Below are 15175 nucleotides of genomic sequence, written 5' to 3'. Positions count from 1 at the left end.
TGGAGACCGAGGCCTCCGGAATTGTGATTGGCGGGATGCGATCTGCTCTATCGCATGCACGGGTAAAATGGAATGATTTTTCGGGGCATGGTAACTCTCCCGATTCAAAGCAGGAAACGACATACCGGCAGTCACTGCCGGCTGTACTGAAAGGCATTCGACATGGCAAAGGCAAGAAACGGCAGGCTGCGGCGCAAGGATGGCGTCTGGGCGCCGTTGAAGACGAGCGCAACCGACAAGCACCGCGCCGAGGCCGTGCCGAAGACACCTCAGACGCTGTCGCCGTCCTACCGGCTTGCCTATGCAGATGAAGAGTTTCTGTGCCGCGAGGAGTTGCGTCCCATTCGCCTGCAACTCGAACTGCTGAAAGTCGAGATGATGTTGACGGAGCGCGGCATCCGGTCGACGGTCGTCATGTTCGGCGGCGCGCGCATTCCGGCACCCGGCCAGAGCGCATGGGCGGCGAGAAACGAAACGCAGCGCACCAATCTGGAGGCGGCCTCGGTTTACTACGACGAGGCGCGCAAGTTTGCGCGGCTGTGCTCCAAGTATTCGGCAGGCTTCGATTTTCACGAGTACGTCATCGTTACCGGCGGCGGACCGGGCGTCATGGAAGCGGGCAATCGCGGCGCGGCGGACGAAGGCGCGCCTTCGATCGGTCTCAACATTGTCCTGCCGCACGAGCAGGCGCCGAACGTTTATGTCACGCCGGAGCTCAGCTTCAATTTTCACTACTTCGCGATCCGCAAGATGCACTTCATGGTGCGCGCCAAGGCAATCGCGGTGTTTCCGGGCGGCTTTGGTACGCTCGATGAGTTCTTCGAATGCCTGACATTGATCCAGACGGGTCGGATGGAGCGCATGCCGCTCATTCTGTTCGGGGAGAAGTTCTGGCGCAAGATCATCAACTTCGAGGCCCTGGCGGAGTTCGGCACGATTGCGCCCGACGACGTCGATCTCATCAGCTTCGTCGATACCGCCGATGCCGCCTGGAAGATCATCCAGGACTTCTACGAGCACCACGAATAAGAAAGCCCGCCAGACTGGCGGGCTTCCATCTCGGTAAGCGCTTACTTACGGGAATGGACGATCGGGCATGTCGTCGAGCGAGATCACACCGTCCTTGTTGCGGTCCATCCAGGTAAAGAACTTGTCGAAGGCAGCTTCGGCTTCCTGCTTGGAAATCTGACCGTTCTCGTCGGTATCGAAGCGCTGCATCATCATCATGCCGCGCATCATTCCGCCATGCATGCCGCGGCGATCCGGTCGGCCGTCGGGGCCCGGTTGCGGCGGTGCCGGCTGGGCGTTGTCGGCATCGGCCGGCGGCGCCATCGGCGCTCCATCGTCATCCGCGGCGTCATCGGCGGAAGCCTTTATCTTCTCCATCTGGGCTTCGCGGTACTTGCGGATTTCACCGGGCGTCAGCGAGCCGTCCTTGTCGGTGTCGATCGCGACAAAGATCGCTTCCATGCCGTTTTTGGCTTCGTCCTTGGAAATCTGGCCGTCCTTATTCGTGTCGAACTGCTTCAGCATGCGCACGAAGATCACTTCGCGCATCGCGCCCATGCGCGGTCCCATCATCATGCCCATGCCGTGTTGGTTCCGCGGCGGATGATGTTTCTTGTCGTGCGAGGCGGCAAAACTGGTGCCAGCTGCGGCACCAACGATCATAACGGAGGAGAGTGCGGCCAGTATCAGCTTGTTCCGAGACATATCAGCTCCTTTCAATGCGCAATCGCAATGGATCACACACGAAAGGGTAGGGCCGGTGCGGCAAATTGCACAATTAAAGATCGGTAAGCTGGATGAAACTTTCGTAATCCAGCGTCAGGACGTCCTGACCCTAACCGGAAATCTTCGCAAGAAAATCAGTGAGATCGTCGGTCACGAAGTCGATGTGATCCTCGTCGCCGCTGGTCTTTTCCCACCATTCGACCACCGTGTCCTCAAGATTATTGGGCACCAGAAGGACGGTCTGCATCCCGAGTGCCTTCGGGACCATCAAATTGCGCGGCAGGTCTTCGAACATTGCCGCCTTCCCAGTCTCGATCTGCTTCAACGCTGCGAATTTGTCATAGGTTGCCTGCGCCGGCTTTGGCACAAAGTCCGCCGCCACGATGTCGAAGATATCGTCGAAATGCTCGAGAATGCCGAGCGCGCCTGCCGCCATCTCGGCATGCCTGACGCTGCCGTTGGTGAAGATGAACTTGCGGCCCGGCAGCGCCTTGATCGCCGCGCCCAGTTCGGGCTGCGCCGTCAGGCTCGAATAGTCGATCGCATGCGCCTTCTCGAGAAAGTCATTCGGATCGATGCCGTGGTGGATCATCAGCCCCTGCAGCGTCGTGCCATGATCGAGATAGTACTGCTTCTGCAGCCTGCGCGCCTCGTCTCGCTCGAGTTGCAGCAGCGTCGAGACGTAGGCCGTCATATTCTTGTCGATCTGCGCGAAAAGATTGACGTGGTGCGGATAGAGCGTGTTGTCGAGGTCGAAAACCCACTCGGTCACATGCGAGAAGTCCGCCTTGGTCGGCGTGCGATCTATCTTGGTCATGAGGGCGTTATGGCACGGCTTGCCGGGCAAGGAAATCGGGAAGAAAAAATAGACGCCCGATTTGCGGCGGACGCAGCAGGCGAGGGGTGGTAGAACGCTTCATGCTCTTCGATCTGCCCAATGACGATGCGCTTTATAATGCGCTGATTGCCCGCAGCCCTGCCTATGAGGGTCTCGCCTATGTCTGTGTCAAGACAACCGGTATTTTCTGCCGGTTGACCTGTCCCGCTCGAAAGCCGAAGCGGGAAAACACGCTGTTTTACGACTCCATCGCCACCTGTATGCAATCTGGCTTCAGGCCTTGCCAGCGGTGCCGGCCTCTGGAAGAGGCGGGCAGGGAGCCGATCGTCGACGAACTCCTCACTGCGCTCGACCGCGATCCGGCAGCGCGATGGACGGAGGATGATCTGGTCGACCGCGGCTACGACCCCTCGACCGTGCGCAGGGCATTCAAGCGATCAACAGGCATGACCTTTCTCGATATCGCGCGATATCGCAGGCTCGGCGAGGCGGCAAAGCAGCTGGCGAACGGCGCTCGCGTCATCGACGCTCAGATCGAGGCAGGCTATGAATCCGGCAGTGGCTTCCGCGCCGCATTTCAGCGGCTGATCGGCAAGGCGCCTGCGATGTCTCAGAAACGCGAACTCCTGTTTGCGGACTGGTTCGAAACGCCGCTCGGCCCCATGGTTGCGGTGGCCGACCAGACGCATCTGCATCTCCTCGAGTTCCACGACCGCAAAGCGCTGCCTGCCGAATTGGAGAAGCTGCAGCGCAAGACGCGCTCCTCGGTTGCGGCCGGCCGCACGCCGGCGATCGACCAGATCGGTTCCGAACTGAAGGACTATTTCAGTGGCCGGTCTGCCGGCTTCAGGACTCCGCTCGCGCTGGGTTCCGGTACCGCTTTCGAACGCCAGGTGTGGTCGCAGCTGATGAAGATACCGGTTGGCGAAACACGCGCCTACGGCGATATTGCGCGTGACATGCAGAACCCACAGGTGGTGCGCGCAGTCGGTCGCGCCAACGGAGCGAACCAGATTGCGATTGTCGTCCCCTGTCACCGGCTGATCGGCGCAGACGGGTCCCTGACCGGTTATGGCGGCGGGCTCTGGCGCAAGCAATGGCTTTTGCGGCACGAAGATATAATGAAAACCAAGGGATTGTTTACGGAGGAAATTCAATGAATCAGGCTGAAAAGGCAAAGGCTTTCGGGGCGCTGCATCAGAAGGGCAACCCTATCGTGCTGTATAATATATGGGATGCCGGAACGGCGAAGGCCGTGACCGAAGCCGGCGCCAAGGCTCTGGCGACGGGAAGCTGGTCGGTTGCCGCGGCCCAGGGCTATGGGGATGGTGAAAAGATTCCGCTGGAGGCGTTGGTCGCAACGACTCGCCAGATCACGGCGGTCAACGATCTGCCGCTCTCCGTCGATTTCGAAGGGGCGTATTCGACCGAGCCGGCCGGGGCAGCCGCCAACGTCGAGAAACTGATCGACGTTGGCGCCATCGGCATCAATTTCGAAGATCAGGTCGTCGGCGGCGAAGGCTTGCACCCGGTCGAAAAGCAGGCCGCTCGCATCCGCGCCATTCGCGAGATGGCGGATCGCCATGGCATTGCCTTCTTCATCAACGCGCGTACCGATCTGTTCCTGCGCGAGGGTGATCTGTCGAAACACGCAGGCCTGGTCGAGGAAGCAATCGAGCGAGGCAAGGCTTATGCGGCCGCCGGCGCCAACGGCTTCTTCGTGCCGTGGCTGATCGATCCAGCGCTGGTCCAGAAAATCTGCGACGCGGCGCCGCTGCCTGTCAACATCATGATGAGGCCGGGCGCACCTGACGTGAGCACGCTCGCAAGCCTCGGTGTCAGCCGCGTCAGCTACGGGCCGGGACCCTATCGGATCATGATGGAAAAGCTGAAGGAGGCAGCCGCGGCGATCTATGCCGCCGCGGGTTAAAGCAATTCCGGGAAAGTCTAAAAGCGGGCCATGGCCCGCCACGGACTGCTGACAAACTCTTGTTGTTTGACACCCTTGCTTCTCCGTCATTCCGGCCTTGAGCCGGAATCCAGCCTGCCGCGCGTCTGCGCGGCTAAAGAGTCTCTCGCGATCAAGGACTTGATCGCGCTGGATACCGGCACGAGGCCGGTATGACGGCGATGCGTGTCTCGCCCCCCTCCAGAAAATCAATCGAGTCGACGGCTTTGTCAGCGGTCCGAAGCGGCTTTCACCCGCGATCGCGCAAGGGCGAGGGCTTAGGGAACGATCAACGTTCCCGCGCCATGCTCGGTGAATATCTCGAGCAGTACGGAATGGGCGGTCTTGCCGTTCAGGATGACGACACCCTGGACGCCTGCCTTGATCGCATCGATGCAGGTCTCGACCTTCGGGATCATGCCGCCGGAAATCGTCCCGTCGGCGATCAGCGCGTGCGCCTGCGCGACCGACAATTCCTTGATCAGGCTGCCCTGCTTGTCGAGAACGCCGGGAACATCAGTCAGGAAAAGCAGCCGGGTGGCGTTCAGCGCACCGGCTATCGCACCGGCAAAGGTGTCGGCGTTGATGTTGTAGGTCGCGCCGTCACGGCCGGGGGCAACCGGAGCGATGACAGGGATCATCTCGGAGCGGGCGAGCAGGTCGAGCAGGGTACGGTCGACTTCGACGACCTCGCCGACGAAACCGAGGTCGAGCACGCGCTCGATGTTGGAATCCGGATCCTTGACCTTCTTCTGCGCCTTTTCGGCAAAGACCATGTTGCCGTCCTTGCCGCACAGGCCGATCGCCCATTCGCCCGTCTGGTTGATGAGCGCGACGATCTCCTTGTTGATCGAGCCGGCGAGAACCATTTCGACGATCTCGACGGTCTTGGCGTCGGTGACGCGAAGGCCGCCCTCGAATTTCGATTCGATGCCCATCTTGGTCAGCATCGCGCCGATCTGCGGGCCGCCGCCATGGACGACGATCGGGTTGACGCCGGACTGTTTCAAGAGCGCGATGTCACTGGCGAACGCCTTGCCGAGCTCGGGATTGCCCATGGCATGGCCGCCGTACTTCACGACGATCGTCTTGTTTTCGTAACGCTGCATGAAGGGCAGGGCCTGCGCAAGCAGGCGCGCCTGGGTTTCGCTTTCGGACTGGTTCATGGGATACCCCGTGGAATTGATCGCGGCCTTTTATCTCAAGTTTTTGACAGATGGAATAATCCAGAGACCATTAGTTTACCGTATCAGCTGGCAGTGAGTCCGGGGAACCGGGCTAGTTGCAAGGGGCATGGCATGACAAGCGACGAAATCGCGCATCTGATCAGCCTCGTGGCGATCGGCGATCGCAAGGCCTTTGCGGCGCTCTATCGCGAGACCAGCCCGAAACTCTTTTCCATCTGCCTGCGTATCTTGAGGGACAGAACCGAGGCCGAGGAATCGCTTCAGGAGGTCTACGTGAAGATTTGGCAGCGCGCCGGGGTCTTCGCTGCCGGCTCCGGGGCGCCGTCGTCCTGGCTCGCGGCAATTGCGCGCAACCAGGCAATCGACATCATGCGGGCGCGCAAGCCGATTGCCGACGAATTGGACAGTGCCTACGACCTCGCGGATGACGAGCCCTCCCCCGAGATACAGACTGTGATCAAGGATGAAGGAAGGCGCATTGACACCTGCATGGAAGAGTTGGAAGCTGATCGGGCAATGGCAGTGAAGAAAGCTTACGTCGAAGGGCAGAGCTATCAGGAACTGGCCGATCAGTTTGGCGTCCCTTTGAACACGATGCGCACATGGCTGCGTCGCAGCCTCTTGAAACTGAGAGAGTGCATGGAACGATGACATCGCCGGATCAGAGCAAGGGAGGCCGCTCCCGCGACGAGGTACTCGCCGGCGAGTATGTTCTTGGTGTTCTTTCCTTCAAGGATCGGCGGGTCGTGGAAGAGCGGATGCGCAGCGACAGGCAGTTCGCCGCCATCGTCAGTCGCTGGGAAGCCAACCTCTCCGCATTCAACGACGATTACGACGACGCCAGCCCCAACCAGGAGGCGTTCAAGCAGATCGAGGAGCGGCTCTTCGGCCCGCCCGAAGCCGCGCCTGCTCCGGCGTCCGGTGTATGGGGGTCGCTTGTCTTCTGGCGCTGTCTCGCGTTTGTCTCCCTGCTGATTACGGTTGGTGCGCTGACGATCGCAACTGTTGCGGTCTCTCCGCCCCAGACATCGGACCCACTGGTGGCCGACCTGACCGCGGCCTCCAATGGCCAGATCAACCTGCTGGCATCCTACGACAGGCAGAGCGGCAAAATGAGGATCGTGCCGGTTGCAGCCGGCAAGCCTCAGGAAAAGTCGCTAGAGCTTTGGCTTGTGCCCGCAAGCGGCGCGGCAAAGTCGCTCGGCGTGTTTCCTCCGGGCCAAACGGGCGAGCTTGCAATACCCGCGGATATGCGGGGCAGCATAGGCGAGGGGACGACTTTTGCCGTCAGTCTGGAGCCCTTCGGCGGCTCGCCGACCGGGCAGGCCACCGGGCCGATCGTTGCGAGCGGCACGGCACATCGCCGCTGACGTTTTTCTTGTCGAAGTGAAATCGTGCTGAAACTCTTCCCGCAAGCTCTCCGTAGATCCTGATGTCCGCAACGGGATGCCGGTATTCGACCTGTCTCCGTTCGGACGCTAGAGGAGAACAATCATGATGAAGTCTGCACTGCGCCTGAGTGCGCTTGTTGCTGCCGTGTCCGCATTTGCCTTCGTCGCTGAGGCCAAGAACCCGATGGTGGGCGGCGCGGCCATGTATCCGACGAAAAACATCGTCGAAAACGCCGTGAACTCCAAGGACCACACCACCCTCGTTGCGGCCGTCAAGGCAGCTGGCCTGGTCTCGACCCTTGAGGGCAAGGGGCCTTTCACGGTCTTTGCGCCGACAAACGAAGCCTTCGCAGCCCTGCCTGCCGGCACGGTCGACACGCTCTTGAAACCGGAGAACAAGGCGAAGCTGACGAAGATCCTGACCTGCCACGTCGTGGCTGCTGACGCGATGTCGAAAGCTGTCGTCAAGATGATCAAGGATGACGGCGGCGAGCACGACATCAAGACTGTCGGGGGTTGCGTGCTCAAGGCCAGGGAAAGCATGGGCAAGATCACGCTGACCGACGAGAACGGTGACGTCGCTGACGTTACGATTGCCGACGTCAAACAGTCGAACGGCGTGATTCACGTCGTCGACAAGGTCCTGCTGCCGAAGATGTAATTGAGTGAGGCAGTTTGGGGGCGCGCCTGCGTACCGGGCGCGCCCCTTGTCATTTCCAGTTGGCGATGCCGACCGTCTCCGCGATTGCCTGGCGCAGGTCGTCCAGGCCTTCGCTTTTTTCCGAGGACGTAGCGATGATGGCGGGATAGGCGGCCGGACGCTTCTTGATTTTCTCGGCGGTCTCGGCAAGCAGCTTCGTGACCGCTGGCGGCTTGATCTTGTCCGTCTTGGTGAGAACGATCTGGTAGGAGACAGCAGCCTTGTCGAGCAGGTCGAGAACTTCGTCGTCGTTCTTCTTGACCCCGTGACGGCTGTCGATCAGCACATAGACGCGCTTCAGCGTCGCCCGCCCACGCAGATAATCGAAGACGAGCTTCGTCCAGGCATCGACCTGATCCTTCGGGGCCTGCGCGTAGCCGTAGCCTGGCATGTCGACGAGCGCCATCGGCGGCAGATCGCCGCCTTCACCCGAATAGCCTTCGGGCACAAAATAATTGAGCTCCTGCGTGCGGCCGGGTGTGTTGGAGGTGCGCGCCAGCCCCTTGTGGCTGACGAGCGCATTGATCAGCGACGACTTGCCGACATTCGAGCGGCCGGCGAAAGCCACTTCCAACGGCCCTTCCGGCGGCAGGAATTTCAGGGACGGCACGCCGCGGATGAAGGTCCAGGGGCGTCCGAAGAGCGGCTTGTCGTTCTTGTTGTCGGTCATTCGGCCTTTTCCAGTCCAATCCAGTGTGCCTATGGCATTCAGGTTTCGGGCGATTTTGTCAACCGGCAGGCTGACAGTCCCCCTCGATACGGTTGTAACGTCGGCAGAAATGAAAAGCCCCGCCGAAGCGGGGCTTTCGTCATTTCTCGTTGGGGGCCGGCTTTCGTTTGAAGAACCCCTTCAGGTTGTCGAAGAGCTCGATCTTCACGCCGTGGCGCTTCATGATGACAGACTGCTGCAGCACCGAGAGCGTATTGTTCCACGCCCAGTAGATGACCAGACCCGCCGGGAAGCTCGCCAGCATGAAGGTGAAGACCAGCGGCATCCAGTTGAAAATCATCGCCTGCGTCGGATCCGGCGGCGTCGGGTTCATGCGCATTTGCACGAACATCGTGACACCCATGATCAGCGGCCATACGCCGAGATGCAGGAAGGTCGGCGCGGTAAACGGCAGGAGGCCGAAGAGGTTGATGAACGAGGTCGGATCGGGTGCTGACAGATCCTGGATCCAGCCGAAGAACGGCGCGTGGCGCATTTCGATGGTGATGTAGATCACCTTGTAGAGCGCGAAGAACACGGGAATCTGCAGCAGGATCGGCCAGCAACCGGCAATCGGGTTGATCTTTTCGTCCTTGTAGAGCTGCATCGTCGCCTGCTGCAGGCCCATGCGGTCGTCGCCGAACTTGGCCTTGAGCTCTTCCATCTTCGGCTGCATGCGCTTCATGTTTGCCATCGAAGCGTACTGCTTGCTGGCGAGCGGGAAGAACAATGCCTTGACGACGATCGTGGTGAGCAGGATCGCCACGCCGAAGTTGCCGAAGTAGCGGAAGAAGAAGTCCATCAGCTTGAACATCGGCTTGGTGATGAAATAGAACCAGCCCCAATCGATCAGGCGATCGAAGCGCGGGATCTGGTAGGTAGCTTCATAGCCGTCGATGACGGGAACTTCCTTGGCACCGGCGAAGACAAGGTTCTTCAGCTCGATCGACTGGCCGGGCGCGACGGTGACCGCCTCCTGCTTGTAGTCTGCCTGGAAGCGCGGCTGGCCATCGGTGAAGTGACTGAAGCGTGAATCATAAGGCGTCTGCTGCGGCGGAATGATCGTCGCTGCCCAGTATTTATCAGTGATGCCGAGCCAGCCGCCCTTTGCAGCGGTGTGCGTGACGGGTTCTTCTTCGACTGCCGTGTACTTGCTTTCGACCAGGCTGTCGCCGATGACGCCGATAAAGCCTTCATGCAGCACATAGGTGGAGGCGACCGCCGGCTTGTTGTAGCGCGTCACGCGTCCGTAGGATGACAGGGCGGCTGCGGCATCGCCGGCATTGGTGACCTTGTCGGTAACGGTGAACATATAGTGTTCGTCGACCGAGATGGTGCGCTCGAAGGTTAGGCCCTTCTCGTTCTTGTAGGTGAGCGTGACCGGTGTCTTCTCGGTCAGCTTTGCACCTTCCGGCGCTGTCCAGAGCGTCGTCGGACCGGGAACCGTGCCGGTAGCGTCATTGCCGACGTAGCCGATTTCGCTGAAGTAGCCGTCCTTGGTTTCGGAGGGGCTGAAGAGGGTAATGATCGGGCTCGAGTCGTCGACGGTCTCATGGTAGCCCTTGAGCCGGAGGTCGTCGAGACGAGCGCCTGCGAGGTTGATCGAACCTGCGAGCGAGACTGTGTCGATCGCGACGCGTGGGTTCTTGGCAAGCGCATCGGCCAGCGACGTGGTCGCCGGAGCCTGGCCGGAGGGCGCAGCACCACTTGGTTGCGCCGTCGTCGTGCCCCCAGCTGCGGGCGTCTGCACCTGTTCCGTCTGCTGCGCGGCTTTCCGGGCGAGTTCCGCCTTGCGCTGCGCCTCGATGCGCGGATTCATGTAGAGGAATTGCCACCCGAGAACGATCAGCACGGAGAGAGCGATCGCAATGAAGTAGTTGCGGTTGTTTTGCATCATACGTTCCTGGGGCGGCCGTCTCCGGACCGCTTGTGTTTCTGCTTGGTCTCGACGCGAGTTTTGAGCTCTGCGGCTAATTTCTCGAAGGGTGCATTCAGCACGTCTCTTCGCGCGACAACCACATAGTCGTGTCCGGGCTGCATTGCAAACCCTGCATGAAGTCGCACCGCCTCTTTCAGGCGCCGCCTCATGCGGTTTCTTTCGACCGAGTTGCCATGTTTCTTGGTGACGGTGAAGCCGACGCGGGCTTCTGTATCGGGTTCTTTCCTGTCGAGCACTTCAAGCAGGAAGAAGCCGCCCTTGCGTTTTTCGCCATTGCGGACAGCAAGAAACTGCGGGCGGCTTTTCAGCCGCCCGGCAGTCATTTTTTTATTATTGGTCGTCAATTCGCCCGCCATCTCTTATCGGGCAATTCGGCCTTAGGCCGAAAGACGCTTGCGACCGCGTGCGCGGCGAGCAACGATAACCTTACGGCCGCCCTTGGTGGCCATACGTGCACGGAAACCGTGGCGGCGCTTGCGAACAAGCTTGGATGGTTGGTACGTACGCTTCATTTATTTAAACACCGCGGAGTGCGGCCCTTCTTGAATTTGCATATTGCAAGGAGCGTTGTTTTTCGAACGGGCGAGGCTACAAGAGCCTTATATGACCGGACGTGCGGCGGCTTATACGGATGAAGGCCGCCAAAGTCAATTATCGCCCGGAATTTCCGGGTTTCGTACCGGCGATACAAAATTTAGCGAAGCAAATTAATGTTTGTGACAGCGTGCAGACGCTGGGCGTGCGTAATATTTTTCCTCGATCGCAACCGATGCGCGCATTCTCGCGGCAGTCTAGCGTTTCTTGGCGCAAAAAAAGAAACGGTGACGACTAAGTACAGGTAATTTTTTGTAGTGATCCGGCCAAGCATACGAAATCTAACGTTAATTTATTTGAGCCAAATTTAGCTATCGGCCGGAAAGCTTTCCCGGCTTGTCATCAGTCTTTGGGGGGCTTCCTTTGAAAATTCGAGGTAAGATCAATCTGCTTGTTTCCGCGATGTGCGGCGTTGCATTGCTGATCGGGGCGACGGCACTTTGGGCCGTGCATCAATACGATGGAAACTTGTCGGCATATGAGGACGCGTCTGATCGCGCCTACGCCGGCGAGCGCCTTAACCGCTTTGTGACGGCAACGGTCATGGAAGCACGCGGCATTTATGGCGCGCCCTCGACAAAGGAGGCAGGCGCCTTCGCCAAGGGACTGCTTGCGAACCTCGACCAGATCGACAAGGTGATCGCCACCTGGGCTCCGCTTGTTCCGGAAAGCCAGAAAGATACCTTTGTGAAAATGACTGAACGCGCAAAGGAATTCCGGGCATTCCGTTCCGAAACAGCGCGTCTCGGCACTGAAGTGAGCCCGCAGGCCGCGAACGAGCAGGGCAACAACGATGCCAACCGCGCGAACCGGAAAGCCTTCCAGGCCGAGATCGATGCGATCGTCGCTACCGACAAGGCGACGCTGGATGCGGTCAATGCGCAGGTCGAAAGCTCGCGGGCCTCTGTTCTGTGGCTCGTGATCGCTATCACCGGTGTCGGCATCATGGCTGGCGTCGTAATGGGCTTCTACATCGGCACCATTCAGCTTAGCCGCCCGATCAAGAAGGTGACGGATGCGATCAAGGAAGTTGCCGATGGTAACTTTGATGCGGAAGTGCCGTTTGCTGGTCGCCAGGACGAGATCGGTGAAATGGCAGCTGCCGTTGCGGTCTTCAAGGAAAATGGTCTCGCCGTCCGCCGCATGAATGCGCAGGAAGCCGCGATGCGCGCCAAGAGCGATGACCTGCAGTCGAGCATGTCCGTTGTCGTCGCTGCTGCAGCGGCTGGCGATTTTGGCCGCCGTATCGACAAGGACTATGGCGACGAAAGCCTCAATCAGTTCGCCAGCAACATCAACCACCTGCTTTCGAGCGTCGATGCCGGTGTCGGCGAAACCCGCCGCGTGATCGCAAGCCTGGCCGAAGGCGACCTGACGCAGACGATGAGCGGCACTTTCCAGGGCGCCTTCGCCGAACTGCAGAAGAACGTCAACAGCACCTTCGCCACGCTCCAGACGACCATGCGCGAAGTGCGCGAGACCGCAGAAGGCTTCCACGGCAATACCAACGAACTGCGCGCCGCGAGCGACGACCTCTCCAAGCGTACGGAACAGCAGGCGGCTGCTCTCGAGGAAACCTCGGCAGCGCTCGACGAGATCACAGCGGTCGTCAACAATTCGACCGAGCGCGCCCAGGAGGCCAGCGTCATGGTTTCCGAAGCCAAGGACGATGCCGGCAAATCGGGCGTGGTGGTCCGCAATGCCGTCGACGCCATGGGCCGGATCGAGCAGGCCTCGCGCGAGATCAGCCAGATCATCAACGTCATTGACGAGATCGCCTTCCAGACGAACCTGCTGGCCCTCAATGCCGGCGTCGAGGCTGCGCGTGCCGGTGAAGCAGGCAAGGGCTTCGCCGTAGTCGCCCAGGAAGTCCGCGAACTGGCACAGCGCTCGGCAACGGCTGCAAAGGACATCAAGGGCCTGATCACCAAGTCGGGCGACGAAGTTCAGGTCGGCGTGAAGCTGGTGCAGGCAACCGGCGAGGCGCTGTCCCAGATCGAACGCCGCGTCAATGCGATCAACGACCATATTCACTCGATCGCAACGGCCGCGAAGGAGCAGTCGACTGGTCTCAAGGAGGTCAATACTGCCGTCAACCAGATGGATCAGGTGACGCAGCAGAACGCCGCCATGGTCGAGGAAACCTCGGCTGCAACGCACAAGCTCTCCGGCGAAGCGGACGGCCTCGTTCGCCTCATATCCCGCTTCAAGGTCTCGAATGCCCCGTCCGCGGCCCCGGTCGCCGTTGCCCGCTATCAGGAGCATCGTCCGGTGGCATCCCCGGCGCGCCGCGCAATGGGTACCGTCGCACGTGCCTTCAGCGGCAATGCCGCGGTCGCCGAGCAGAATTGGGAAGAGTTCTGATTTTCTCCCTTTGCTGGATCAATGCGAAACGCCGCCTTCGGGCGGCGTTTCCTTTTGTCGCAAATGGCTTTGCTCTCAAAGATTTGTAAGCAGGCTGCCATGGTCTATTATAGAACGCTCAAAAGGCGACTGTCGCCTGAGCATGTCACCACGGAAACGGAACCCGGCGTCGGAGCGATGACATGCTTGAAAGCAAGGAATTGAGCGCGATACGGCGCTTTGGTGGAACGAGAGACGATGCAAGTCCACGATCAAGGTGACGGTCTTTCCCCAGGTGGGGTTGCCTCTGCTGAGGCCGACAAGCCGGCGTATCGCCCATCGGGCAAGTTCGCCGGTCTGTCGGGCAAGCTGCTGTGGCTGACGGTCGTCTGCATCATGCTCGCTGAGGTGCTGATCTTCTTTCCCTCGGTCGCCAGCATGCGCCTGCGCTGGCTGGGCGACAGGCTGAACGCTGCCGCAGCCGCGGCCATCGTCATCGATGGCCTGCAACCGGTGGAGCTGCCGCGCGCTCTCCAGAAGGAAACGCTCGAGGCAACCGGGACCAAGGCAATCGTGCTGCGCAAGGACGGGACCTCGCGCCTGCTTGCGACGACGGACATGCCTGCCTCCGTTGACGAGCAGTATGACCTGACCGACGTGCCGCCGCTGACGGCGATCAGCGATGCGCTCGATACGCTGATCTTCGGCGGCGACCGGATGATCCGCGTCTACGGCCCGGTGCAGGACACCACGACCGGCGTCGAGGTGGTGATGAAGGACAAGCACCTCCGAAATGCCATGCTCGTCTACTCCCGCAACGTCTTCCTGCTATCCATTCTGATTTCGCTGTTTACCGCGACGCTGGTGTTCTTCGCGATCAACCGCATCCTGATACACCCGATTCGCAAGCTGACTGGCAGCATGCAGCAATTCTCGTCCGATCCGGAAAATCCGCGCAACGTGTTTGTCGGCGACGGCGGGCGCGATGAGCTCGCCGTAGCAGGTCGGCACCTGACATCCATGCAGATGGAGCTGCAAAAGACGCTGAAGCAGCAGAAGAACCTGGCCGCACTCGGTCTCGCCGTCTCGAAGATCAATCACGATATGCGCAATATCCTCGCATCGGCGCAGCTGATGTCGGATCGACTCGTGGATGTCGATGACCCGATGGTGAAGGCCTTCGCGCCGAAGCTGTTGCGTACGATCGATCGCGCCGTGGGCTATACGACCGAGGTGCTGTCCTATGGACAGGCGACCGAGGCCGCGCCGCGCAGACGCCGCATCCGGCTTTATGACCTCACCCAGGACGTGAAGGACATGCTGGCGATCGATGCTCAGAGCGGCATCGAATTCATCGACCAGATGGAGGTGGAACTCGAGGTCGATGCGGACAGCGAGCAGATGTTCCGCGTGATTCACAATCTCTGCCGCAACGCCGTGCAGGCGCTGAGCATGCCCGGCGGCGGCCGGGGGACGGACGGCGCCAAGCGCATCACGGTTTCGGCCCTGCGCGTCGGCAGCGTCGTCAGCATCATTATCGACGACACCGGTCCCGGCATGCCGCAGAAGGCCAGACAGAATCTCTTCGCTGCGTTTCGCGGCTCGGCCCGCTCCGGCGGTACCGGGCTCGGCCTCGTGATTGCCCGCGAACTGGTGCTGGCGCATGGCGGCACGATCGCGCTTGTGGAAAAACCCTCGGCCGGAACGCAGTTTCGCATCGAGATTCCGGATCGCCCGGTCTCGCTGGAAGATTACCGCACCCGTACGCTGCGCGAAAAGTGATGCAATTTCC

15 protein-coding genes are annotated in these 15175 nt (G+C 60.3%); 8 read left to right on the top strand and 7 right to left on the bottom strand.

Annotated elements, in window-relative coordinates; genetic code table 11:
* The first annotated feature begins 162 nt into the window (after positions 1-162).
* Complete coding sequence (locus JNB88_RS01140) at positions 163-1029, top strand: LOG family protein (protein ID WP_220353954.1); 867 nt, start codon at positions 163-165, stop codon at positions 1027-1029.
* A gap of 45 nt (positions 1030-1074) precedes the next feature.
* Here the strand turns inward: JNB88_RS01140 and JNB88_RS01135 are convergent, their stop codons facing one another.
* The gene (locus JNB88_RS01135; RefSeq protein WP_220353953.1) at positions 1075-1713 is read right to left on the bottom strand and encodes an EF-hand domain-containing protein; all 639 of its coding nucleotides are present in this window, start codon (positions 1711-1713) and stop codon (positions 1075-1077) included.
* 130 nt (positions 1714-1843) lie between these two features.
* A complete protein-coding gene (locus JNB88_RS01130) occupies positions 1844-2551 on the bottom strand; it encodes a pyrimidine 5'-nucleotidase (protein ID WP_037130386.1) in 708 nt (235 codons plus the stop codon).
* Between the two features lie 101 nt (positions 2552-2652).
* Between JNB88_RS01130 and JNB88_RS01125 the strand changes: the two genes are divergently transcribed.
* On the top strand, positions 2653-3732 hold the full coding sequence (locus tag JNB88_RS01125; RefSeq protein WP_220354248.1) for a bifunctional transcriptional activator/DNA repair enzyme AdaA: 1080 nt from the start codon (positions 2653-2655) through the stop codon (positions 3730-3732).
* Complete coding sequence (locus JNB88_RS01120; protein WP_220353952.1) at positions 3729-4502, top strand: isocitrate lyase/PEP mutase family protein; 774 nt, start codon at positions 3729-3731, stop codon at positions 4500-4502. The genes JNB88_RS01125 and JNB88_RS01120 overlap by 4 nt, the downstream gene beginning before the upstream one ends.
* A gap of 296 nt (positions 4503-4798) precedes the next feature.
* Here JNB88_RS01120 and argB read toward each other — a convergent pair whose 3' ends face one another.
* Positions 4799-5686, bottom strand: a complete 888-nt coding sequence (gene argB, locus JNB88_RS01115; RefSeq protein WP_220353951.1) for an acetylglutamate kinase — start codon at positions 5684-5686, stop codon at positions 4799-4801.
* Positions 5687-5818: 132 nt separating this feature from the next.
* Between argB and JNB88_RS01110 the strand changes: the two genes are divergently transcribed.
* The 3 genes from JNB88_RS01110 (at position 5819) to JNB88_RS01100 (ending at position 7759) form a co-directional block, all read left to right on the top strand.
* Positions 5819-6358, top strand: a complete 540-nt coding sequence (locus tag JNB88_RS01110; protein ID WP_220353950.1) for a sigma-70 family RNA polymerase sigma factor — start codon at positions 5819-5821, stop codon at positions 6356-6358.
* The gene (locus JNB88_RS01105) at positions 6355-7077 is read left to right on the top strand and encodes an anti-sigma factor (protein ID WP_220353949.1); all 723 of its coding nucleotides are present in this window, start codon (positions 6355-6357) and stop codon (positions 7075-7077) included. Before JNB88_RS01110 ends, JNB88_RS01105 begins: the two co-directional genes overlap by 4 nt.
* Positions 7078-7201: 124 nt before the next feature.
* A complete protein-coding gene (locus JNB88_RS01100) occupies positions 7202-7759 on the top strand; it encodes a fasciclin domain-containing protein (protein WP_220353948.1) in 558 nt (185 codons plus the stop codon).
* Positions 7760-7808: 49 nt separating this feature from the next.
* Here the strand turns inward: JNB88_RS01100 and yihA are convergent, their stop codons facing one another.
* From yihA to rpmH, 4 genes are all read right to left on the bottom strand, one after another.
* A complete protein-coding gene (yihA, locus tag JNB88_RS01095; protein WP_220353946.1) occupies positions 7809-8468 on the bottom strand; it encodes a ribosome biogenesis GTP-binding protein YihA/YsxC in 660 nt (219 codons plus the stop codon).
* Positions 8469-8607: 139 nt separating this feature from the next.
* A complete protein-coding gene (gene yidC, locus JNB88_RS01090) occupies positions 8608-10401 on the bottom strand; it encodes a membrane protein insertase YidC (protein WP_220353945.1) in 1794 nt (597 codons plus the stop codon).
* The gene (gene rnpA, locus JNB88_RS01085; RefSeq protein ID WP_037130368.1) at positions 10401-10802 is read right to left on the bottom strand and encodes a ribonuclease P protein component; all 402 of its coding nucleotides are present in this window, start codon (positions 10800-10802) and stop codon (positions 10401-10403) included. Before rnpA ends, yidC begins: the two co-directional genes overlap by 1 nt.
* A gap of 21 nt (positions 10803-10823) precedes the next feature.
* A complete protein-coding gene (rpmH, locus tag JNB88_RS01080; RefSeq protein WP_016552555.1) occupies positions 10824-10958 on the bottom strand; it encodes a 50S ribosomal protein L34 in 135 nt (44 codons plus the stop codon).
* A gap of 445 nt (positions 10959-11403) precedes the next feature.
* On the opposite strand from rpmH, the gene JNB88_RS01075 reads away from it, so the two are divergent.
* Positions 11404-13404: a methyl-accepting chemotaxis protein gene (locus JNB88_RS01075; protein ID WP_220353943.1), complete on the top strand. Its 2001-nt coding sequence runs from the start codon at positions 11404-11406 to the stop codon at positions 13402-13404.
* Between the two features lie 237 nt (positions 13405-13641).
* Positions 13642-15165: an ATP-binding protein gene (locus tag JNB88_RS01070; RefSeq protein WP_220353941.1), complete on the top strand. Its 1524-nt coding sequence runs from the start codon at positions 13642-13644 to the stop codon at positions 15163-15165.
* Positions 15166-15175 lie beyond the last annotated feature (10 nt).

Origin of the sequence: Rhizobium cauense (assembly GCF_019511525.1) — a bacterium.
Lineage (GTDB): Bacteria > Pseudomonadota > Alphaproteobacteria > Rhizobiales > Rhizobiaceae > Rhizobium > Rhizobium cauense.
The sequence above is the reverse complement of the archived record's forward strand: the minus strand, read 5'-3'. Positions and strand labels throughout refer to the sequence as shown.

What these genes read in the sequence shown, in the direction of transcription:
- JNB88_RS01140 (WP_220353954.1), top strand. Translation starts at nt 163, where the DNA reads ATGGCAAAGGCAAGAAACGGCAGGCTGCGGCGCAAGGATGGCGTCTGG.
- JNB88_RS01135 (WP_220353953.1), bottom strand. Translation starts at nt 1,713, where the DNA reads ATGTCTCGGAACAAGCTGATACTGGCCGCACTCTCCTCCGTTATGATC.
- JNB88_RS01130 (WP_037130386.1), bottom strand. Translation starts at nt 2,551, where the DNA reads ATGACCAAGATAGATCGCACGCCGACCAAGGCGGACTTCTCGCATGTG.
- JNB88_RS01125 (WP_220354248.1), top strand. Translation starts at nt 2,653, where the DNA reads ATGCTCTTCGATCTGCCCAATGACGATGCGCTTTATAATGCGCTGATT.
- JNB88_RS01120 (WP_220353952.1), top strand. Translation starts at nt 3,729, where the DNA reads ATGAATCAGGCTGAAAAGGCAAAGGCTTTCGGGGCGCTGCATCAGAAG.
- argB (WP_220353951.1), bottom strand. Translation starts at nt 5,686, where the DNA reads ATGAACCAGTCCGAAAGCGAAACCCAGGCGCGCCTGCTTGCGCAGGCC.
- JNB88_RS01110 (WP_220353950.1), top strand. Translation starts at nt 5,819, where the DNA reads ATGACAAGCGACGAAATCGCGCATCTGATCAGCCTCGTGGCGATCGGC.
- JNB88_RS01105 (WP_220353949.1), top strand. Translation starts at nt 6,355, where the DNA reads ATGACATCGCCGGATCAGAGCAAGGGAGGCCGCTCCCGCGACGAGGTA.
- JNB88_RS01100 (WP_220353948.1), top strand. Translation starts at nt 7,202, where the DNA reads ATGATGAAGTCTGCACTGCGCCTGAGTGCGCTTGTTGCTGCCGTGTCC.
- yihA (WP_220353946.1), bottom strand. Translation starts at nt 8,468, where the DNA reads ATGACCGACAACAAGAACGACAAGCCGCTCTTCGGACGCCCCTGGACC.
- yidC (WP_220353945.1), bottom strand. Translation starts at nt 10,401, where the DNA reads ATGCAAAACAACCGCAACTACTTCATTGCGATCGCTCTCTCCGTGCTG.
- rnpA (WP_037130368.1), bottom strand. Translation starts at nt 10,802, where the DNA reads ATGGCGGGCGAATTGACGACCAATAATAAAAAAATGACTGCCGGGCGG.
- rpmH (WP_016552555.1), bottom strand. Translation starts at nt 10,958, where the DNA reads ATGAAGCGTACGTACCAACCATCCAAGCTTGTTCGCAAGCGCCGCCAC.
- JNB88_RS01070 (WP_220353941.1), top strand. Translation starts at nt 13,642, where the DNA reads ATGCAAGTCCACGATCAAGGTGACGGTCTTTCCCCAGGTGGGGTTGCC.